This window comes from Mesorhizobium sp. WSM4849, assembly GCF_055811385.1.
In genome coordinates, this window is sequence record NZ_JBVVPW010000009.1 from 217,248 (window position 1) to 238,239 (window position 20,992).

General features: G+C 61.9%; 20 protein-coding genes. 8 read left to right on the forward strand and 12 right to left on the reverse strand.

Annotated features, from left to right (window positions below; translation table 11 throughout):
• Positions 1-6 precede the first annotated feature (6 nt).
• Together AC0L3L_RS12725 and gloA are read right to left on the reverse strand one after the other, a co-directional pair.
• Positions 7-300, reverse strand: a complete 294-nt coding sequence (locus tag AC0L3L_RS12725; protein ID WP_473637799.1) for a DUF2218 domain-containing protein — start codon at positions 298-300, stop codon at positions 7-9.
• Between the two features lie 112 nt (positions 301-412).
• The gene (gloA, locus tag AC0L3L_RS12730) at positions 413-853 is read right to left on the reverse strand and encodes a lactoylglutathione lyase (RefSeq protein ID WP_473637800.1); all 441 of its coding nucleotides are present in this window, start codon (positions 851-853) and stop codon (positions 413-415) included.
• 239 nt (positions 854-1,092) lie between these two features.
• Here gloA and AC0L3L_RS12735 point away from each other — a divergent pair, with 239 nt between their 5' ends.
• From AC0L3L_RS12735 to AC0L3L_RS12745, 3 genes are all read left to right on the forward strand, one after another.
• Entirely contained in the window at positions 1,093-1,665 is a 573-nt protein-coding gene (locus AC0L3L_RS12735; RefSeq protein ID WP_206072734.1) for a cold shock domain-containing protein, read from the forward strand.
• Between the two features lie 122 nt (positions 1,666-1,787).
• The gene (locus AC0L3L_RS12740; protein ID WP_473637801.1) at positions 1,788-2,300 is read left to right on the forward strand and encodes a DUF192 domain-containing protein; all 513 of its coding nucleotides are present in this window, start codon (positions 1,788-1,790) and stop codon (positions 2,298-2,300) included.
• A gap of 20 nt (positions 2,301-2,320) precedes the next feature.
• The gene (locus AC0L3L_RS12745) at positions 2,321-3,088 is read left to right on the forward strand and encodes an alpha/beta fold hydrolase (RefSeq protein WP_473487967.1); all 768 of its coding nucleotides are present in this window, start codon (positions 2,321-2,323) and stop codon (positions 3,086-3,088) included.
• A gap of 304 nt (positions 3,089-3,392) precedes the next feature.
• Here the strand turns inward: AC0L3L_RS12745 and AC0L3L_RS12750 are convergent, their stop codons facing one another.
• Positions 3,393-3,992, reverse strand: a complete 600-nt coding sequence (locus tag AC0L3L_RS12750; protein WP_473637802.1) for an HD domain-containing protein — start codon at positions 3,990-3,992, stop codon at positions 3,393-3,395.
• A 220-nt stretch (positions 3,993-4,212) separates the two neighbouring features.
• Between AC0L3L_RS12750 and cysE the strand changes: the two genes are divergently transcribed.
• Complete coding sequence (gene cysE / locus AC0L3L_RS12755; RefSeq protein WP_095489508.1) at positions 4,213-5,061, forward strand: serine O-acetyltransferase; 849 nt, start codon at positions 4,213-4,215, stop codon at positions 5,059-5,061.
• Positions 5,062-5,212: 151 nt separating this feature from the next.
• Positions 5,213-5,416, forward strand: coding sequence for a DUF3126 family protein (locus AC0L3L_RS12760; protein WP_013531334.1), 204 nt, complete (start codon positions 5,213-5,215; stop codon positions 5,414-5,416).
• Between the two features lie 114 nt (positions 5,417-5,530).
• On the opposite strand, the gene AC0L3L_RS12765 is transcribed toward AC0L3L_RS12760, so the two are convergent.
• Positions 5,531-6,262 carry a hypothetical protein gene (locus AC0L3L_RS12765; protein WP_473637804.1) on the reverse strand — a complete coding sequence of 244 codons (732 nt, stop codon included), beginning with the start codon at positions 6,260-6,262 and terminating at the stop codon, positions 5,531-5,533.
• A 161-nt stretch (positions 6,263-6,423) separates the two neighbouring features.
• Here AC0L3L_RS12765 and AC0L3L_RS12770 point away from each other — a divergent pair, with 161 nt between their 5' ends.
• Both AC0L3L_RS12770 and AC0L3L_RS12775 read left to right on the forward strand, forming a co-directional pair.
• Positions 6,424-6,768 carry a DUF6949 family protein gene (locus tag AC0L3L_RS12770; RefSeq protein ID WP_473637805.1) on the forward strand — a complete coding sequence of 115 codons (345 nt, stop codon included), beginning with the start codon at positions 6,424-6,426 and terminating at the stop codon, positions 6,766-6,768.
• 19 nt (positions 6,769-6,787) lie between these two features.
• Positions 6,788-7,315 (forward strand): gamma carbonic anhydrase family protein, encoded by a 528-nt coding sequence (locus AC0L3L_RS12775; protein WP_473637806.1) that lies wholly within the window; start codon positions 6,788-6,790, stop codon positions 7,313-7,315.
• A gap of 53 nt (positions 7,316-7,368) precedes the next feature.
• Here AC0L3L_RS12775 and AC0L3L_RS12780 read toward each other — a convergent pair whose 3' ends face one another.
• Positions 7,369-7,962 (reverse strand): ankyrin repeat domain-containing protein, encoded by a 594-nt coding sequence (locus AC0L3L_RS12780; RefSeq protein ID WP_473637807.1) that lies wholly within the window; start codon positions 7,960-7,962, stop codon positions 7,369-7,371.
• 399 nt (positions 7,963-8,361) lie between these two features.
• Between AC0L3L_RS12780 and AC0L3L_RS12785 the strand changes: the two genes are divergently transcribed.
• Positions 8,362-10,479 (forward strand): BTAD domain-containing putative transcriptional regulator, encoded by a 2,118-nt coding sequence (locus tag AC0L3L_RS12785; RefSeq protein ID WP_473637808.1) that lies wholly within the window; start codon positions 8,362-8,364, stop codon positions 10,477-10,479.
• Between the two features lie 138 nt (positions 10,480-10,617).
• On the opposite strand, the gene AC0L3L_RS12790 is transcribed toward AC0L3L_RS12785, so the two are convergent.
• The 7 genes from AC0L3L_RS12790 to AC0L3L_RS12820 all read right to left on the reverse strand — a co-directional run bounded on the left by AC0L3L_RS12790 (position 10,618) and on the right by AC0L3L_RS12820 (position 20,511).
• Positions 10,618-15,309: an alpha/beta fold hydrolase gene (locus AC0L3L_RS12790; protein WP_473637809.1), complete on the reverse strand. Its 4,692-nt coding sequence runs from the start codon at positions 15,307-15,309 to the stop codon at positions 10,618-10,620.
• Between the two features lie 397 nt (positions 15,310-15,706).
• Entirely contained in the window at positions 15,707-16,153 is a 447-nt protein-coding gene (locus AC0L3L_RS12795) for a MaoC family dehydratase (protein WP_135937614.1), read from the reverse strand.
• Between the two features lie 23 nt (positions 16,154-16,176).
• Positions 16,177-17,388 carry an NAD(P)/FAD-dependent oxidoreductase gene (locus tag AC0L3L_RS12800; RefSeq protein WP_473637810.1) on the reverse strand — a complete coding sequence of 404 codons (1,212 nt, stop codon included), beginning with the start codon at positions 17,386-17,388 and terminating at the stop codon, positions 16,177-16,179.
• A 10-nt stretch (positions 17,389-17,398) separates the two neighbouring features.
• On the reverse strand, positions 17,399-18,631 hold the full coding sequence (locus tag AC0L3L_RS12805) for a flavin-containing monooxygenase (RefSeq protein WP_473488664.1): 1,233 nt from the start codon (positions 18,629-18,631) through the stop codon (positions 17,399-17,401).
• A gap of 64 nt (positions 18,632-18,695) precedes the next feature.
• Positions 18,696-19,274, reverse strand: a complete 579-nt coding sequence (locus AC0L3L_RS12810; protein WP_473488665.1) for an OsmC family protein — start codon at positions 19,272-19,274, stop codon at positions 18,696-18,698.
• A gap of 306 nt (positions 19,275-19,580) precedes the next feature.
• Positions 19,581-19,829, reverse strand: coding sequence for a DUF1127 domain-containing protein (locus tag AC0L3L_RS12815; RefSeq protein ID WP_473637811.1), 249 nt, complete (start codon positions 19,827-19,829; stop codon positions 19,581-19,583).
• A 256-nt stretch (positions 19,830-20,085) separates the two neighbouring features.
• Positions 20,086-20,511, reverse strand: coding sequence for a globin family protein (locus tag AC0L3L_RS12820; protein ID WP_473488667.1), 426 nt, complete (start codon positions 20,509-20,511; stop codon positions 20,086-20,088).
• Positions 20,512-20,992 lie beyond the last annotated feature (481 nt).

Genomic DNA, 20,992 nt, shown 5'->3' on the forward strand with positions numbered 1-20,992 from the left:
AGCCGCCTAGGCTGCCGAAGCCTTTCTCCAGTCGAAGGTCAGCTCTTCGCGGAAAGCGAAGCGTTTGATGTGGTCGGCGACGACCGTCTCCAGGCGCTCCAGCGAGCCGGCTTCGTCGGCGGTTACCGCGATATGCAGCGCTGCCGGATCGGCATCGAGGACCGTGCGGCCCAGTGAGAGGTCGATGGTGCCGTGGTTCGGATCGAACTCGACGCGAAACTTGTGCGCCCAGTGCTTGCAGAGCTGCTGCAGATAACGGCTCGCATGTTCGGTAGCGACATCGACATGGCTGGTCGGCATGAATGGATTTCTCCTGAGGCAAGATGCACCAATCGCCGGACAGATAGGCGCGATCTCGAGAAACGCCATAAAATGTCCGGATTGGTCGTACCCGCTCTCGATCTTGTGATGCTTACCAGCTTCCAGTGTTCGGCATCGAAGCCCAGGGCTCGGCCTTGGGCTTGGCCGGGCCTTTCTGCAGAAGCTCGATCGAGATGCCGTCCGGCGATTTGACGAAGGCCATGTTGCCGTCGCGCGGCGGCCGGTTGATGGTGACGCCCTTGTCCATCAGCCGCTGGCAGGTGGCGTAGATGTCGTCGACCTCGTAGGCGAGGTGGCCGAAATTGCGGCCGCCCTTGTAGTCCTCCGGATCCCAATTGTAGGTGAGCTCGATCAGCGGCGCCTTGTGGGCGATGCCGCTCTGCTCGTCCTCAGGCGCGGCGAGGAAGATCAGCGTGTAGCGCCCCTGTTCGTTTTCGTGGCGGCGCACTTCCTTGAGGCCGAGCTTGTTGCAGTAGAAATCGAGCGATGCATCGATGTCGGCGACGCGGACCATGGTGTGGAGGTAGCGCATGTGATCTTCCTCGAAACGTTGCGTTGCGGCGGAACATAGGGGCCACCCGGCCAAAGGGCAATTCCCGATAGCCGGTCGCGCCGGCAAACAACAAATCCGGTATTCCTGCAATGAACCGTGAAAAAAGGCACGGAAGGTCTTGCACACAGCGGAAGCGGCAGTGTTAATCTAACGTCAAGAATCAGTTGCGGTATTCTTGGAAAAAGGGGGGCGTTGTTATGGGGGAAAAGGCCTCTTTCATGGGGCGGGACGGAACCGGTAACGCCTTGCGAAGGGACGAGAGCGGCGATGCGGCAGATCTCGTCGAAGTTGCGGGCGCCATCAAATGGTTCGACGTGGCCAAGGGCTACGGTTTCATTCTTCCCGATGACGGCGTTTCCGGCGATATTCTCCTCCATGTGACGTGTCTTCGGAAGGACGGTTTCCAGACCGCCCTGGAAGGCGCTCGCGTCGTCTGCCTCGTCAAGCATGGCGAGCGTGGATTGCAGGCGTTCCGTGTGCTCTCCATGGATCTCACCACGGCGACCCATCCCGCGGAAATGCAGGATCAGCGCACGCATGTCTCGGTGACGCCGGAAAGCGGGCTCGAGCGGGCGCTGGTGAAATGGTTCAACCGCACCAAGGGGTTCGGTTTCCTGACCCGGGGCGAGGGCACCGAGGACATCTTCGTCCATATGGAAACGCTGCGCCGCTACGGCATTACCGAGCTCAGGCCGGGGCAGGTCGTGCTGGTCCGCTTCGGGCGCGGCGACAAAGGCCTTATGGCTGCCGAAATTCACCCGGATATGGGTACCTTGCCCGTCTCGCACTAGGGTCCCATCCCGATCGAATCGGGATGGGACCTAGTGCTTTTGCTTGACCATGATCTTTTCCGAAGACCGGGTTCCACTTTTCGGGATCATGGTCTAGGACGATTTCCGGCCGAGGATTTTGAATGACTCACAGGAACTGGCTGACAACAGGCGTAGTCTGCGCCGCGATGGCTCTTGTCATTGCGACAGGCGCTTTCATCCATTCGCAGCAACCGGCTTCGGCAGACAGCCGGGCGATGATCCTTGCCGTCGACCCGCAGCCGCTGGTCGCGGTGACGAAAGGCGGCGAACGCTCGTTCTCCGTCGAGATCGCCGATACCTCCGCCGAGCGTGAGGCCGGCCTGATGTTTCGCGAGGAGATGGCCGACGATCATGGCATGCTGTTTGTGTTCGAGGAGCCTCGGGATGTCAGCTTCTGGATGAAGAACACGCCGATGCCGCTCGACCTGATTTTTGCCGGTCAGGACGGCAGGATCCGGGCGATCAAGCAAGGCGAGCCGCAATCCGAGGCGATGATCTCGCCCGGCGAGCCGGTTCGCTTCGTGCTCGAGCTCAAGGCGGGCACCGCCGCCAGGGGCGGCATCGAGGCTGGCGACCTGCTGCGTCACCCGGCAATCGGCTCTGCGCACGACTGACCGCGCAGGAACCGTCGCAAATGCAGTTTTTCTCCCATGGCAGCTTTGATCTTGCCTTCCTCGACCGCCAGCCGGCAACGGGGCAGGGCGATCCGGTGCTGATGATCCACGGCTTTGCCTCGACCCATTACGTCAACTGGGTGTCGCCCGGATGGTTCAAGACGCTGAACGATGCCGGCTACCGCGCCATCGCCTTCGACAATCGCGGCCATGGCGCCTCGTCGAAGAGCTATGAGGAGGCCGATTATACGCCGGACCGGATGGCGTCCGACGCTGCGGCCCTGCTCGACCATCTCGGCATCGAACGCGCCCATGTCATGGGCTATTCGATGGGCGCGCGGATTTCGGCCTTCCTGGCGCTTTCCGACCCGGACAAGGTGGCGACGCTGGTCTTCGGCGGTCTCGGCGTCGGCATGGTCGACGGCGTCGGCGACTGGGATCCGATCGCCGCCGCGCTTCTGGCCGACGATCCCGATACCACTAGCCATCCGCGCGGCCGCTCGTTTCGCGCCTTCGCCGACCAGACCCGCAGCGACCGCCGCGCGCTGGCCGCCTGCATTGCCACCTCGCGGGAATTGCTGGCCGAGGCCGACATTGCGCGCATTGCCCAGCCGACGTTGATTGCCGTCGGCACCAAGGACGATATCGGCGGTTCGCCCGACGAACTGGCCGCCTTGATGCCGAACGCCAGGGCCTTTCACATCGAGGGCCGCGACCATATGCTGGCCGTCGGCGACAAGACCTTCAAGCAGCGGGTGCTGGAGTTCTATGCCGAAAATCCGTTGTGAGTTGCATCTGTGCTTGAGTTGGGGTGACTCAATGCCTGAAGAATGCAGTGGCTCAGGATAAAAGCCGATCTGTAGCGATCCGTCGCGCCCCCCTCTGTCCTGCCGGACATCTCCCCCACGAGGGCCCACGAGGGGGGAGATTGGCAGCTTCGGCGCTCCACGCACTCCTGCGGCGGTGGCGATTGGCGAAAACCAGGATGACGGCCGATCTCCCCCCAAGCGGGACCAAGTGGGGGAGATGTCCGGCAGCACAGAGGGGGGCGCTGTCCCGCCGGCATCAAAGGTTCTGCACCCGCAGCAGCATTCATGCCTCAAGCGCTTCGATCGAACGCGCCATGTTTTGCCGAGCCTGAGCCTCGAACCGCTGCCGGAACTCCTCGGTGTGAAAGATATGCGGGCGGGCGAGGAAACTCTTCAGAACAGCACTGCGACCGGCACGCCACATTGGCTCTTCCACCCAGCCATATTCGCGGCGAACCGCCTGTTCATAGGCATCGAACGCATCAGGCGGCGCACCCAGGATCGCCAGGTCCATATCGAGGAACAGCGCTGCGTCGCGGACGGCGTTCTCGTCGTCAAAGTGCGGCAATTCATGCGTGGCGGTGGCTGATATCATCGCCGTGATGCGGCCAAGGCGCTGCGCATCGGTGCGGCCGGCTAGCTTTTTCTCGGCAAGGGCGGCACTCCTGGCCTCGTTGTCTCTGGCCCGACTGTCATAGATGGCGTCGTGGAACCAGATCGCCGCCTCGACTGCCTCGGGGTCGTGCAGCAGCGCCCGATAGTCGCCGGCCAGCGCCAGCATCGCCTCGATATGGGCAAGGCTGTGATAGTGGCGGCCCTCGGCCCGGTAGAGCGCGGAAAGCTCGTGCTTCAGCGGCTCATCGATCAAGGGTTCGTTTTCCATGGCCGCTTGAATTTCCGTGAACCAAATCCATTTGACAAAGCACTAAGGAAAATTGAGTTCAACCGTGTTATGATCTGGCTTATAGAGCATGTCGCGCAAAAGTGCGCAGCGGTTTTGGCACATGCGCATCGCCTGACTCACTTTGATCGCGATTCGCATTATGCGGCCGGAGAATAGGCAAGCCGCCAAGCCGGAGACATTGGACGGCCGGAGACCATTGATGAACAGCGTTACGATTGCCCGCCCGACCATGGTGAAGCCGATCGACCCGATCTGGCGCTCGATCCGCGACGAAGCGATGGAGGCGGTCAACCGCGATCCGCTGCTGGCGGCGTTCCTCTATTCGACCATCCTTAACCAGGAAAGCCTGGAGGAAGCGGTCATCCATCGGCTGGCTGAGCGGCTCGCCCATCAGGATATCGGTTCCGATCTCATCCGCCAGACATTCAAGGCGATGGCAGCCGACGACAAGGATTGGGCGTCGACGGTGCGTGTCGACATTCAGGCCTATTACGACCGCGATCCGGCCTGCGACCGCTTCATCATGCCGGTGCTCTATTTCAAGGGTTTTCATGCTATCCAAACCCACCGGCTGGCGCATTGGCTGTGGAACCAGGGTCGCCAGGATTTCGCGCTCTACCTGCAGAGCCGGTCGTCCTCGGTGTTCCAGACCGACATCAATCCGGCCGCCCGCATCGGCAAAGGCATCTTCCTCGACCACGCCACCGGCCTCGTCGTCGGCCAGACGGCGGTGATCGAGGACGACGTTTCGATCCTGCACGGCGTGACGCTGGGCGGCACCGGCAAGGCCGGCGGCGACCGCCATCCGAAAATCCGCTACGGCGTGCTGATTGGCGCCGGCGCCAAGATCCTCGGCAACATCGAAGTCGGCCATTGCTCGAAGATCGCGGCAGGCTCGGTGGTGCTGTCGCCGGTGCCGCACAACAAGACGGTTGCCGGCGTGCCGGCCCGCGTCGTCGGCGAAACCGGCTGCGACCAGCCCTCGCGGCAGATGGACCAGCTTTTGCCGTCGCAGACGATGGACCACGTCGTCAGCTTCGATATCTGATTTCAAGTCCGCGGGGCGGGCAATCGAACTCCGTTTGCCGGCTCCGCCGCCTGTCGGTTCTCGCATATCCGGTCGGCTCGCCTTTACATCGCCATTGTCGACGTGCCAGAAGCGCGCTCAAACGAGCAAGACCGACGATCGGAGAAGACTTTTGAAGCCGGACGAAATCAGAAAGCTGGACGCCTATTTCAAGCGCGTCTTCCAGAACCCCAAGCTTGAAGTGAAGGCGCGACCCCGCAAGGACGATTCGGCCGAGGTCTATGTCGGCGACGAATTCCTCGGCATCGTCTTCAAGGACGAGGACGACGGCGACTATAATTTCTCGATGGCGATCCTCGACATCGATCTGGCCTGAGCCGGGGATTCGCGGTTACCGGCAGGCGCCCGTCATCCCTGGGCGGAGAAGGGGGCTCCGCCGTTTGCGATTTGCCCCCAAAGCGCGTCGCATAATCCCTTCAGACACAATGCGTTAGCGCCCTGTCTTAAGCATACGCGCAGCCTCGGCGGCGATGGCTGCGTCGAGCGCCTGCCAGTCGCCCAGAAATTCCATGGGAAAGCGGTAGGTGAGGCTGAGACTGTTGCCGACCAGAATGTCGCGTTCGCAGGGCGCCAGCGATTGCGCGGCACTTGGGCCGCTCAGGCAGCGGGCCACGAACGGGTCCTTGCCCCGGCGATTGGCGACCGCCAGCACCTCGTTGAAATAGCCTGATTTTTCACTGAAGCCGTAAAGCGTCGTGGCGCCCGGGCCGGGTGTGCCGGGCTCGACAATCAGTGCGCTGTAGATCGGCGCGAAGCGCCCGCTCATGTCACGCGACATTATCTGCCGTTCGAGCGACAGAAAGATAATCCTCTTGCTCGATCCGGTGTGGTTGAAATCGTCGCGCGCGGCCTCGCTGTAGCCGTCCATCTCGGGATAGCGCAGATAGAGGTCGAACCGCGAGGCGATGCCGTCGCGCCGGGCCTGGTCGAAGCGGATGACATTGGCCGGCACGGCGATGACGTTGTTGCCGATCACAACCTCGTGGATTGTCGTGTCGTCGGTGTATCCGGCCATGGCGATCGAGCGGCCAAGCCATTTGCCGCCAAGGCTGATCGCCACCGAAAGCATTGCCAGCCCCGCGAACACGTAGAACACCCGCTTCATCAGCTTGGAATCGACGACGGTAAGCTGCGGACCGTTGGCGGTGGCTGTCTGCTTCATCGCGATCCCCAATTTCGGCCGCCCGTCCCAAGATGTCCCTGGGTGTCCCCTGGAGACGTCCCTCTTGGGTGTCCTTAAGCAGCACATGTGGCGCGGCACGGCTCTTGCAACGGCGCCTGTCGAACACGACTGTGCGATTTCATGGTAAATGGAAGGTAAAGATGGGTCCGGTCGAACACACACTCTTTGCTTTTATGGTTGGGCTGACGGCGTGCGGCCTGGCCGGATCGGCTATGGAGCTGATATCAGGCCGCCGGCTTGCCTTCGTCGAGCCCTATGTGTCGCCGGCGCATGTGCTGCGCTCGCTCTTCGCGACGGCCTGCGCCGGGCCCCTGATGTTCGCCAACGAAGCCCTCCACGCCTGGCGGGAAGGCCGCATTTCCGCCCCGGCGCTGATCTCTTGCGGTTGCACCGCTACGGTCTGGGCCTTGGCGTTGGGCGTCGTGCTGATCGACATTGCATCCCGAGCGGGCATTCTCCTAGGTTCGGCTGATTTTTCAGCGTGAGACGATTCGGAGGCGAAAAATGCCGCTCTATGCGATCGACGGAAAGGCGCCCGGTTTCGAGGACGCGGACAGCAACTGGATCGCGCCCGACGCGACATTGATCGGGGATGTCAGGGTCGGCCGCAATGCAGGCTTCTGGTTCGGCGTCGTCATCCGCGGCGACAACGAGCCGATCGTTATCGGCGCTGATACCAATGTGCAGGAGCACACGGTCATGCATACCGACGTCGGTTTTCCCCTGACCATCGGGCAAAGCTGCACGATCGGCCACCGGGCCTTGCTGCATGGCTGCACGATCGGCGATAACAGCCTGATCGGCATGGGCGCCATCGTGCTGAACGGCGCAAAAATAGGCAAGAACTCGCTGGTCGGCGCCGGCGCGCTGGTCACCGAAGGCAAGGAATTCCCCGACAATTCGCTGATCATCGGCTCGCCCGCGCGGTTGATGCGAGTGCTGGACGATGCCGCGGTCGCAAGGTTGCGCGATTCGGCCGCGCACTACGTCGCCAACGGCAAACGCTTCAAAGCGGGACTGACGAAGACCTGAGGCCAGCCTTGCTCAAATCTTCGGCTATGGTTTCACCGGCATCGTCCCCCAACTCACCGTCCATTGGAGCCGCGCCTGGTCATCGCATCGCGCAGCAACGAAGCGCCGGCTTCAAAGCCGGCATTGTCGGCGTCCTCGAGGGCCGTCGTATAGTCGTCGATGCGGGTTTCGAGCGATGGGTCGGCGCCCGCCGCCAACAGCAGGCGGATGGCATCGACGCTACGGATGGCGACCGCATAGTGAAGCGGCGTCCAGTCGTTTACGCCCCGCATGTTGAGGTCTGCGCCACCATCGATCAGGATTCGGACGATTTCCAGTCTGTCAGCCCGGTCGGTGGACAGTGCCGCAATGATTGCCGGAAAACCGCCGTGGTGGTGATAGTTCGGGTCCGAGCCCGCATCCAGTAAGATCGAGATGAAAGCGGTGGGACTCCAATAGATCGCATACTCCAGTGGATGCCCAAGGCCGAGTTCTAAGGGCATCTGCTCGTCGAACCAGCCGGGTGAGCCGCCGAGAGCCACACCGAGGCCCTCGAAGTCGCCCGCCTTGAACGCGTCATCGATGGCCTTGAACAGGCGGTGGCGGTCGCATCGATCTTCCGGGATTTCCAACATCGCAGCGATCCGGAGGTTTGAATTGGCCGCCATATTGCTCCCATCCGCCGCTGCCTGAAAGCCTCATGGGCGGGTTGCGATTGGAGAGCAGGTCGATAGCTTTGCGCAATGGTACGCCGATCTTACCGCATCGACATCAAGTTCGTCATCAGACCTGCCTTGATGTCGAGTGCGGGTCGATGGGCCTCCGGATGACCGATGTCGTTGAGCTGATCGGGCGTCAAGTCGGCTAGTGCCCTGCGTCTTGCGACGGTCCGTCGCCATCCCCCGAAGGTGGCGATCATTAGTGCTATGCTTTTCCTGCTAGATCCAAACAGGCGTTTTTTCGACGCGCTGCGGCCGGTGCGAGTTTCCGTATGAGCCATTTCTAGTCTCCCATTCGATGTTTGTGGGTGGGAGCGTGCCACGCGGGTGTTTTCGGGCTGTTCGGCTGTGCGTGAAAAGAACGGAAAAGTCCGACGAGCTGCCGTTAAATCGGTGTTAAAACTATCTTCTGAAATGTATTCTGCCGCGGCGGTCAAAGTCTGGAGACCATCTGTGCGCATCAGGTTGCTGGGCGGCCTAGAGGTTATTTCGCCGGAGCGCCGGCGCGTCCGTTTCGCCACGCGCAAGACTTCGCTGCTTTTTGCCGCCCTGGTGCTGGCGGGCCGCCGCGGCCACCGTCGCGAGCAGCTTTCCGAAACCTTTTGGCCGGGACGAAGCAATGGCCAGGCCCGCAATAGTTTGCGGCAAGCGCTGGTCGACATCCGGCGCTCATTCCCGACTGGCAAGGATGCCACCGTCTACATCGACGGGGATCAGGAAGCCATCGCGCTGATTGCCGGTCCCGATGACGCGGACATTTCGATCTTCGACCGGAAACTGGAGGAGGGCCGGGCGACCGATCTCGCCTTCGCCGCCGACCTCTACCGCGGTGGCGTGCTTGCAGGGGAAGCCATTCCTGAGGAACTGGATGAGTGGTTTGGACCCTATCTGGACAGGTATCAGCGCAAGGCGCTGCAGTTGGTCGATCGGCTGAGCCTCGCGCTGCCCATACCCGGCTCGGCGGAAGAGACGGCCTGCGAGGGGCTCGCGGAGAGATTGCTCGCCTCAGATCCTACCGCGGAGGCCGCCCATCGGGCGCTGATTCGGATCCATGCTCATCGCGGTCACGAAAACGCCGCCTTGCGCCAGTTCGAGCTCTGTCGCAATGCCCTGAAAAAGCAGCTGGATGCGGAGCCGGAGGCGCAGACAAGCTCACTGGCGGCTTCGCTGCAGTCCCGCGAACGAACTGGACATCAGCGGCCGGGGCCAAGCTCAGGCGTCGCGGCGCCGGCGCAGGTGCTGGCAGTCCCAACGAGACACGATGATCGACCGTCGGTGGCAGTGTTGCCGTTTCAAAATCTGAGCGGCGATCCAACGCAGGGCTATTTTGCCGATGGCATTGTCGAGGACATTATCACCGTCCTGGCTCAATTCCGCCATTTGTTCGTCATCGCCCGGAACTCGAGCTTCACGTACAGGGAACGGGCTGTCGACATTAAGCAGATCGGGCTGGAGTTGGGCATCCGCTATATCGTCGAGGGAAGTGTGCGGAAAGCGGGTGAGCGCCTGCGCATCACCGGACAACTCCTCGACGCTTCGAGCGGCCTCCACCTGTGGGCTGACCGTTTTGAAGGTACTCTAGCCGAGGTTTTTGATTTTCAGGACCAGATCGCCTCGAGCATAGTCGGCGCGATCACCCCAAAGGTCGAGGAGGCGGAAATTGAGCGCGCCAAGCGCAAGCCGACTGAGGACCTCGACGCCTACGACTATTATCTGCGCGGGTTGGCGTACCACGACCGAGCGGTCAACACCAAGGAAACCATGGATGACGCTCTGCGGTTCTTCATGAAGGCGATCGGCTGTGACCCGGTGTTCGCTGCCGCCTATGCCCGGGCGGCGCGCTGCTATGCGGCGCGAAAGAGCAACCGCTGGATGATCGATCGCTTAGAAGAGACTGCCGAGGCGACCCGACTGGCAAAGAGAGCGATCGAACTTGGATGGGACGATGCAATTGCCCTTTCGTACGGCGGATACGTGCTCGGCTATGTAGGCGGCGATGTGGAGGAAAGCGCGGCTTGCATCGAACGTGCGCTTGGCCTGAACCCGAACTTGGCTGCGGCGTGGGGTTACAGCGCCTGGGTTCAAGCGTGCTTAGGTGAGCCGGAGAAAGCCGTCGAGCGCGCCGCGCAGGCAATGCGCCTCAGTCCGTTCGATCCTCGCTTTTTTGTTTGGGAATTTTGCACCGCGCTCGCTCACTTTTGTGCCGGGCGCTACAACGATGCTGCTGAGTGGGCGAAAAGGTCTTTGCGCTCGCAACCAAACTACGCGAGTGCGACGCGTGTGGCGACGGCAAGTTACGTCTTGGCCGGTCGGCTTTCGGAAGCCGAGAAGATGATGGCTCGCCTGCGCGAACTCGATCCTACGTTGCGGCTTTCGAATCTCGCCGAGGTGCTGCCGCCGTTTTATCGACCGGACGATCGCAGCAGATATATCGAAGGCCTTCGCAAGGCGGGCCTGGCAGACTAACGCGGTATCACCGTGAAGCGAGGCATGTCGGCTTCACCGACGCATACTGGATTTCGAAAACCTAGCGTAGCCGGCCGACTTATTCAGCCGCAGTGGCGGCGGCGCGGTTGCTGGGCACGCGTCACGTAGCCACGTTGGCTAGAAGAACTCACGCGCCGCCCGCGCATCCTGGCTGTCGTCGAGCTTACCGACAAGCTCGCCGTGAGGCGCGATAAGTTCACGCGCTTTCTCGACATCTCCAAGGCTTCGAAGACAGCGAGCGAGTTCCACAGCGATACGCAGTTGGCCAATCGCGGAACGCTGCAAGGTAGCGACGTTCGCAGCCTTGTGGAGCATCTTCTCGATCTCGTCAGGTCCGCCACCGCTCTTTTCGCGGATACAGGCTTCGATCCTAAGTACTTCGGCGAGCTGGAAATAGGTTCCGTTGTAGCGGCCGAGCTCGAGGGCAGCTTCAACCGACTTGCGAGCGCTGTCCAGCCTGCCGCTGTCGCCCAGCGCTTCGGCGTAAAGGCCTATCAGATAGGGGAGCCCCATTTCAGCGCCGGTCCGGCGAATGGCAGATATAGCTTCCTCCATGCCGCGCAGGCCGGCCCCCCGTTCCCCAAGCCGGAATTGCCCCCATCCAACCTGGAACGCGGCTTGGCCGACAAGGAGCGGCAACTGGAACTTCTCTGCTATCTGCAACTCGCTTTCCGCCGCCCGAAGCGCGGCCTCAGGCTCCCCCGCGAACATATGGAGGTAGCTGGTCCCCCAATACGCAAGCGCCATGCTCAGCGGATGCTCGAAACGTCCGGCGAGCCCGGTTGCGTCTTCGCACCGTAGCCTTGCCTTATCCGGCTCGCCGGCCAGCCAGGCTGACAATCCCGAGAAGCAGCGGCAGCAGACGCCCGGGTCATGACCGGAGTACTTGTACGTCAGATAATGATCGCGGTCGGGGTCGTAGAGGCCGATGGCGCGTTCCGCATGGTTCTGGGCCGCCGCGGTCTCCCCAAGGAAGAAATTGTTTGTCCAGAACATGTGCTCGGTCTCGATCGCGAGACCGGGATCGCTGTCGTCCTTAGCCATGCCAGCCCATCGGCAGGCCAGTTCCTGCGCCGCTGCCGGCTTACCGCTAAGCATGTAGTATTGGGCTCTCCCGCGCAGCGCCGTGAACAGACGCGCCTGGTCGCCGATCTTACCGCAAAGTTCCTCGGCGCGCTCGAACGCGGCGAGCACTTCGGTCGCACCCCAGCCACGAGCCGCCATGAGGGCCACGCCCCTCGCGAGCTGGAACTCAATCTCTTGCTCATCGGCGTCGGCGACATCGTTGCTCCTCAGCAGCCTGACCCCAAGGTCCAGCTGCTCAAGTGCACTGACGTGCGCCGACCGCCTGATCGCCTTGCGAGCCGAGATCAGAAGATAGCCGACGGCTTCGACCCAGAGGTGAGCCTGTTGCGCGTGTCTGGCCAGGCGTTCGCTGTGCTCCTCAAGCCGGTCCGCGTAATGGGCCTTCAATTCGGCAAGCGCAGTCCTGTGGAGCTCAATGAGCGCCGACGATACGATACGTCCTGACACAGCAGTTCGGATGAGGACGTGCTTGAAGCGGACGAAAGCCTCGGGAAAAACCTGAAGCTCCACTAGGAGATCGGCCTTCTTCAAATTCTGGAGGGCGGCATCGAAGCGCAGGCTCGACAGCGTCGCCATCCTTCGTAGCAAGGGCACCGGAATCTCTCCGCCGAAGATCGAGGCGACCTCGGCTACCCGCTTCGAATCCTTGTCGAGACGTTCGAAGCGAGCGTCGACGATCGTCTGGATACTCGCCGAAACGACGATCTCGTCGACCTCGCCAGAAGGCCGGTAGCGGCCCGGCTGCCCTTCCAGCTTGCCGGTCTCGGCGAGAGCGCGGACGGTCTCTTCCAGGAACAATGCATTGCCTTTGCACGCATCCCCGACTGCACCGCGGAGCTGCGCCAGCTCAGGGTCCCTGCCAACCAGGTAGTCAAGAAATGCTGCTGCTTCGGCCGTATTGAACGCCGGCAGGCGGATTTCGGAAGGTCCTGCAGCGGCGAAGGCACCGCGATCGTATTCGGGTCGACAGGTCAGGATAAGCAGGCAGCGGACAGTGGGCAGTGCCTGCGCCAGCCGCACCAGGACCCCCTCACTCTCGGCGTCTATCCAATGAAGGTCCTCGACCAGGAGAACGACGGGCTTCCTGCGGCCAAGGAAGAGCAGAAGCCCAACCGCTGCTTCCTGCATACGCCGGGATCGCTCCTGGCCAGAAATGATAGCCCAGTTCGGATCCTGAACGGGCAGTTCCATGACTGCCATGATCGGATCGAGGAGCCGCTCATCGAAGCCTTGCGCGCTTTGCGCGGCCAATATCTTTTCGATTGCGATTGGCGGCGCTTCGGTGTCGCCCACGCCGAACAGGGTTTGCAGCAGCTTCCGAATTACGACGAAGCCGCTGCGCAGGTCCGTTTCGAGCGCGCCGACCTCCAGATTCTCAGCATCATCGTGAGGGATGGCCCCAACGAATTCATGCGTGACACGCGACTTGCCGTGACCGGGATCGCCGACCACGAAAACCGTCTGACCTTCGCCGTCGAATACGTCATGCCAGGCCTTGTTCAGAATCTGCAGCTGCATCTCGCGGCCGACGAACGGCGACAGCTGCGTTTCGGCGCGCAACTGCCAGCGCGAGCGGCCCCGCCTGATCTCGATCACTTCAAAGAGCCGCTGGTTCTTCGGGTATTCCGACAGAAGTGGCGTTGCCAGCGCTTCCATACTGACGAAGCCGCCAGCCGATGCCCGGGTCCTGGCGGTTGCCACCACGAGATCGCGCCCCAACGCCTGGCTCAGGGTATGGGCCACGGACACCGGCCCGCCGCGCACCTCCAAAGCCCGGTCACGTGCCGGGCTGACGATCACGATGCCTGTGTCCAGGGCAGCACGAACGCCGGTCATCCAATCGCCATGGCGCAGCGCGAGCTCGCGCAGCGCGAGTGCGGTTCGGCAGGCAAGTGCAGCATGTCCTTCGAGCGGCTCAGGCGCGCCAAACGACGCGACCAGCTCGTTCTCGGAAATCGTCAGAACCGTTCCTCCGTTGTCGCGCACGAGTGCGGTGGCCTGCATGAGGAAGGGATCGACCCGCTCCAGCGCGACATCGGGAGGCAGGTTCTCCATCACCGGTTCGGCGTATTGGAAATCGGCGCACAGGATCGTTGCCTGTCGCCGGGTCCTCGGGTCGACCGCAACGACCGTTTGCGCCTGAAGCGCCTCGTTGGCAAATGCCGACGCCTCGAGAATGAAGTTGCGGAACGCGGGTTCCTCGGCAAGAAGGATGTGATTGGCGCTTTCCAGTTCGACGAAGCGGGCACCAGTTATCGATCTGGCGAGCTCCAAACCTTCCGAGAAAGGCGCGACCCGGTCGCCGTTGGCATGCAGGACGAGCGCTGGCACATGCAGCCTTTCAAGCGATCGCGATATGTCAATGTCGGCAAAGACATAGCTCAACCGCATCGCGTTTTCCGGCGTGAGTGTCCGGCGCTGCAGCTCATTGAACCAATCCATCTGCACGCGATTGGCGCCCGGTATAAACAGGTTGGTGAACATTTGGCGGAACAATGGGTCGTCCTGACCCCAGCCCCGGCGCATCAACGCCGAGATTGCTTCGCGTCTGACGATCTCCGCCGCATTTCCGCGCGCTCGCCATCCACGAACATATCCCCCCCAAATCAAGAGACCCGCGACCTTCTCGGGATGGCGAATGGCGTATTCGACCGAGACAGCACAGCCTTGCGATATTCCAAGGAGGACGAAACGGTCGAGGCCCACGGCCTCTACGACGCATTCAAGATCGTCGACGAATGCATCGAAAGACACATCCTCACAGACTGTGTCGGAAAGGCCGTTCAGGCGCCCGTCGTAGCGTACAAGCGTGAAGCCGCTGGACAGGCCGTCGATCCAATGTCCCCAAACCGGGCTTTCCCAATCGAAGTCGAGATGGGACATCCAGTGCGAGGCACGCACGATCGCTGGCCCGGATCCGCTGATGGCATAGGCGATCCGGGTGCCATCGCGGGCATTGACGTAGCGTATCTGCTGCTTACCTGACGAAACCTTCGTCGAAGGCGACGGGACGGGTTCGGGCATAGGCCCCGTCAGCGGAGGTTCGGGGGCCGGCCGGCTAACAGGTCCAGCGGTCGTGCCACTTCGGATCGGGGCAGCGGCGACGGTCAGTCGAGCCTGATCGTTAATGCGGGCGATCTCGTCTGCTAGATCATTGTCTGGAAGAAGTGACTGCAGCGTGTGCAGGTGGGGAAGCGCCCGCTCAGGCTCGTCGCCCAGGCGATCGATCAGGGCGCGTAACGCCTTCAGGTGCAGAATCTCGGTTTCGTTCGAACAATAGACGCGCCAAGCCTCGAACGCCTGGCAGCGCGGCAGATAGAGGTCCGACAAGAACGGGCCGGCGAAAGCCGCAGCGATCGCTTCCAGACGCTCTGTAGGCAGCGAACCAACCGCATCGGCCGACAGGCCCCTGATCAGATCGTAGTCGAGCCAGATTGATCCCGGCTTCAGTTGGACCACGTTGCGATCGGCCGCAAGCCGGGTCTCGCCGTCGGCGTTTAAGATCTGGCGCAGCTTCGAAAGGCTCCAACGCAGCGCGCCCCGAGGATCATCAGGGACGTCCCAGAACATCTCACAAAGCCACTCGCGGCGCTGCTGCTTTTGCTGCACGGCCAGATAGGCGAGTAACGCCCGCGTCTTGCGCGATTGCGTTAGGGCCACAGGCTCGCCGTCACGGCGAACCGTGAGGTCGCCAAAGACCCTTACTTCGAAGGCCGAGCTCAATCCGGTTGTCCTAACCGTATGGTCGGCCTTACATTAGCGACGAAGCATTTGGGTTCGCAACACCCAAACCGATGGCGGACGTGTCTTCACGCCCGCCATCGCATTTGACCCGTACTCCGTCACCGGACCTCAGCCCTGCGAGCGATCTCGCAAAGGCGTCTGAAGTTAATCACCCGGTCGAGGTGCTCCCGGACTGCCTCGAGCGGCGGACCTTTGCGGATGTCTTTCCACAGAGTGGATGTCGGGGTTGCATAGATACCGAATGAGATGTTCATAAAGTTGGCTCCTTGGTTTGCAGCGGACCATTCCGCTTAGTTCCTCGAACATGCGTTCTGCCCGTTGGAGACAGCGTGTGGGAGAGCATGGAAATGCGGAGCCGCCCGGCAGCCTATGGCGGCTAATCGAGCGGCACAGTGTAGGTTGTTGCCGTGCCGGACAGGCAAATCTCGCCTGCCGAGTTTGCGACGGTGGTTGACAGCGTGCAGATCGGCTTGTCTTCCCGCACGCTAAGCACCTCCGCGCGTGCGACGATCTCCTCGCCGATCCCGACGGCCTTGAGGAACTTCCACTCGACGCCAAGAAAGACGCTGCCGGGTCCCGGTAAGTCCTCGGCCACCAGAGCATTGAGCAGGCCGGAAGTGACACCGCCCTGAACTATGAGACGGCCGAATACGGTGCGGGCGGATAGGACATCATCGTAGTGGAGTGGGTTTCTGTCGCCGGTCATGTCGCTGAACGCAATGATGTCGCTAGCCCGAGTGATGCGCCTTCGCTCAGCACTGGCCCCGACTTCCGGTTGTCCGAACCGGACTCCGGACCATCCGGATCGTATGGTCGTTTGCATAGCCTTGCTCCTTGTTTTGTGTTTCAGATTGCCTCTAGCTGCGACGTCACTAGCCCTTGCGGGAGAGGCGGAACCTCGCGATCGCGCGCCGCCCGGGCCAAGAGCACAGCGACTTCGGATTTCATCGCCTCGCTGAAGCGCTTGTGGCGTTCAGGTAGCTCTTCGAGGGACCAGTCGAAGGCACTGATGGCGTCCGTGGTCTCAAGGATGGGCAGCGCGAGGCTGTCGCGTACTTCCTGGAACTCCCGCAATGCGGACTCGCGACAGGAAAGTATTGCCGTCGCGGCCCCTTCGGCATCACGCAGGGCGTCGGAAATACCATGCGAGGTCAGCGGATCGCGGAAGAAGCCGGCATCGCCGACCAGCATCCAGCCAGGGCCGTATGCCTGCCGCAATCGGCCGGGCGTGCCGCGGAAGGCCTTCAGACGTTCGCCACCATTGCCGAAGACCCGCGATCCCAATCCGGGTGCCAGCGCTGCTAGGGCAAGCTGTGCGGCGGAAAGATCGAAACGGAACTCCGCGTCAAACCGCTCGGTCGGAACGGATGCGACGATACAGGCAAGCCCGTCATTCGTCGGTATCACGCCGCCGGATAAGTTCCGGCCGAAATACCAGTGGTATCCCGAGAACGCCGGCGCGGGGGCGTAGCCGAAGACATGTGCCACCGAGCACCGCCCCTCCACCAGCGTCCGTGCCTCGACCTTGCGAGCGATAAACGAGCCGAGCCCGTCTGCTCCAACCACGATATCGGCGCTTATCTCGCGAGTTTGGCCGCCGGCATCTCTCAATGTGACGCCGCGAACACGGCGATGTGCGTCGAACATGAGATCATGGACCGGAGTGTCGTGCATAATCGTGGCTCCAGCGGCTCGTGCTGCATCGACCAACATGCGATCAAGCACCGTGCGGCGTGGAGCGATCAGGCCCGGAATATCTGGCTCGGGCCGAATGGGCACCGTGACCTCCTGCTCGCCATAGTGAAAAGTGGTAGAACTGATCACCGGCGCACCGCTTTGGATCAACGGTTGGAGCAGGCCCCAACGCGAAAGCTGCATGACGGCTGGTCGCATCAGCGCGTGTGTAGACAGCGTGTCAGATCTATAGGACTGGCGGTCGACTGCCAGCACCCGCAATCCTGCCCGGGAGAGCAGCATTGCCGTCGAGGCTCCGGCGCAGCGTGCGCCGACGATGATGGCGTCGTAGTGAGAATGTGCGGGGACGACATTGGAAAGCATCGGAATGTCCTTATGCTGCCTTGAGGCCGCTCTGACCGAGATAGTGTGAGACATGGTCGGCGATCGCTTGCGCGTCCGGCCCAACGCCTCCAATGAAATTGGAATCGCGCTTGCGCAGAAAGCGAAAGCCAAGCGCATAGAGGCCGGCGACGGTCGTTATCCCGCCCTTGTGGGCCAGTTCGCCATCGGCGGTGATGACGGGCAGTTTCAGCCATGAAAACGAGCGGCTGTAGCCGGTCGCCCATATGATGGTGCCGATGTCGTCGTTCGCGAACGACAGGCGCTTGAGGCAATTCGTCGGCACCTCGATCGGGGCGGGGGCGCCGGCCATGGATTTGTGACCCGCGAACTGGTCGACCTGGCGAAGGAGCCGGTCCTGCTTGGCGTCCGCCGCCGTGATGCTATCTTTGAGATCATCGGCAAAGCCAATTATCCCGTTCGAGATGCCTTTCAACCGCCCGGTGAGTTCGACTCCGATGCCCTGAAGGGTCGCCAGATCGACATTGGAGCGATCCGCCCGACCGGCAAGTTGAAGTGAAGGCTGTCGTCTGGCGCTGTCGGGATCTGTCAAATCGTCCAGCCGCTGGGACATGAATCCCATATGGTAGAGCCACCAGAAGATATCCTTGTCTCGCCAGATGCGCGGCAAACGCGTGTGCTTGCCGACGGACAGGATTACGCGTCTGCCACTGCGTCGCAGCTCGTCGGCAATCTGGACGCCCGACGACGATGCGCCGACAACCAGCACGCCGCCTGACGCAAGCTGGTCGGGACTTCGGTACTGCGAAGCGTGGATGCTGACCGGTTGGTCCGCGCTGGTATGCAGCGGGAAGGGCATGCTCGGCACGTCGCAATGACCGGTGGCCACAACGACGACTTTCGCCGACCAGTCGCCGGCGGTCGTCCGCAGCCTGAAGCCTTGCCCATCCGGTTCGCACGACAAGACATCGACGTACGAGCGCACCGGCGCTTGCGATCGATGGGCATAGCCAACCAGGGTTTCCACAAACGCGTCGCGGCTCATGTAGCCGTCGGGTTCGGAGCCACAATATGGGGAGCCTGGCAGCCCGTTCAGCCAATTGGGCGTCAAAAGGCGGAGCGAACGCCATGTCGAGGACCGCCACCGTTCGCCAATGCGCCCGCGTTCCAGAACGACATGCGAGATCCCGCGTTTTCGAAGGCAATGGCTCAAGGCGATGCCCGCCTGGCCAGCGCCGACGATGACAACGTCAGCCTGTTCCATATTGTTTCCATCAGTTTTGGAGGCGACGGTTCAGACACCCGTCCGAACCGCCTTTCCGGGTGGATCACTGGATGGTTTTGACACCGACCGAAACGGAAACACCGTTCGTCAGCACGTCGAAGACCGCGGACCGTGCCCGTGCCTGCTCGACCAGTTGCTGGAGCTTCTCGGACGGCGCATCGCCCTCGATTTCGAACGCCACCGTGATGTTCTGAAAGCCGTTTCGGACCGCGTCGGAAATCCCGAGGATGCCGCGCAGATCGATGTCGCCATCGACCGAACACTGCACCTTGGTCAGCTTGATGCCGCGCGCCGCGGCGATATTGGCGACGCCCGCCATCAGGCAGCTGGCGAGCGCATGCAGCAGCCATTCGACCGGGGTGGGGCCGTGATCGGCGCCGCACAGCACGGCCGGGTGGTCGCTGTCGGCGTAATAGGCTTTGGCATGCTTCTGTTCCTGGCCGGCGCCGTGGAAGCCGAGCATGACGCTCTTGCTGTGGGTGCCTTCGACCCACTCGTTGTGGGCGCGGAACTGGAAATTGGCCAGTTCAGGCTGGCCGGCGACAAAGTTGATCGTTGCCAGAAGGTTCGGCGTGTCGACGCCGTTCAACGGTGGCCTTGAGGCCTTGGTGGTGTGTTGCATCGTCTTCTCCAAGTGAATAGTGCGGCGAATTTGCCGGACCGCTTCTTTGTGACGGCGCTGCGTTTGAACGAGGGTGGTTGCGTTCGTGGAATTTGCCATGGAATTGCTTGATCCACATGCTTCCACGCTACGAAACGATCTGCGAGACGTGGGCCTTGTTCAAAGCGCCAAAACCCCGGCGAGGTGATCGCCAGGGATTGCGCGGTTGAGTAATTCTTGTGTTGAAGGCCTGGCCCGACTTCGGGGCAACCTCTCGCGCCCGTCGAGCCGAGCCTGTTCAGCAGGCCGGGTCAATGTGGATCAGCATCATTTCGCGTTCAAGCGACCGCGTTGAGCGCTGTTGGCAATTGTAAACCGCATGGACGTGACGTGATCGATCTCCGAGCGGCCGATGCCCATGTCGTTGAGCAGATGGTCGGGCATTGAATGTAGCGTGACTCGCTCGCTGCGCATCTTCAATGCACGGAAGGCCAGGCGGATCGCGTATTTGGCAAAGCCGATAGCGTCGAGCCTGTCTCTCGAGGCGGAATAGTTTGCGTGATCGATAGTGGTCATTTTTGTCTCCATCCTCGCGACGCGACCATTCGCGCCGTCGATTAGAGGAGGTTGCGATAAGACCAGGGGAGTGAGCGTTTGAGCCTCCGTCGAATTATGGTCGAATTCGAGGGAGTGGATCCGTTAAACTGCGGATGCAACCACGGGAATCGACAGCCACTGTCAATCCCGGCCGCCGGGCTGGGCCACGGGCGCGTTTGGTTTCAAAGCGCGAACATCGCTAACTTAAGTGCCGATTGTTCCGGCATCGGATACCTCACGCTGCGAGCTGATCCTCGCGGGCAGCCGCGATCATCACACTTGCGAGCGACGCATAGGCTGCCTCCCAAGCCTCGCGGACCGCCGGCGTGAAGGCCGTGCCGAGGCCGGCCGCCATCGTGTCGATGAGCGCTTGCCCGACGATCGGGTAATGATGCTCCTTGAAACCGCAGGCCACATGACGCTTGGCGAGCTCGCGTACGGTCGGAAGGACGGTGTTGGCACGATCCAGTCCGCGCACGACGGAGCCCAGGCTCGCCATCAGCTCTGCGCCTTGCTTGGGCATGTCGCTCGCCAGAAACAGTGCGCGAAGATCCGAGTCGATCGCGAACAGGCGTTCATAGAACAGAGCCGCGGCTGCCACGCGTATCGGGAGGACCTCGTGGAAACTATCCTGGACAAGTCGAATCTGGTCGGGTGTCATTGGCGACGCTCCTGCGCTCATGGCCTGCGTGCGGCTCGACCATCCGCCCAAAACGTTTCGTATGCATGTCGCCCGGCGCGTCGATGTGTTTCAGTTGTGTCTCAATTGGGGTTCGGTTTGCGCCCAGTCGTATTCAGATTCCTTCTGTGTCCTGACGGTGCCCGGAAACCTCTCAATGTGACCAAGCGTCTAGGAAACATTCCCGAACAGTTCTCTGATCACAGATCACTCGAATTTTCATCGCCTGGTAGCTCACGGCCGAAGCTTATTGCGCCGCTGAATTTGTCGCAATCGGACCAATGTCCGCACCGGTCGTCTCCCGCCATTCCCAACGCGCAAGTCGGATCGTCATCACCAGAAGCCAGTACCGCTTGAAAAAGTGGAGCCGGCCCGGGGACGGGGCCGGCTCCTAAAACCCGGTCGTTGGGGACGGGGGGGGGGGGGGCTCGGCCGCGGCCTGGGGGGGGCGGGGTAACCGGCA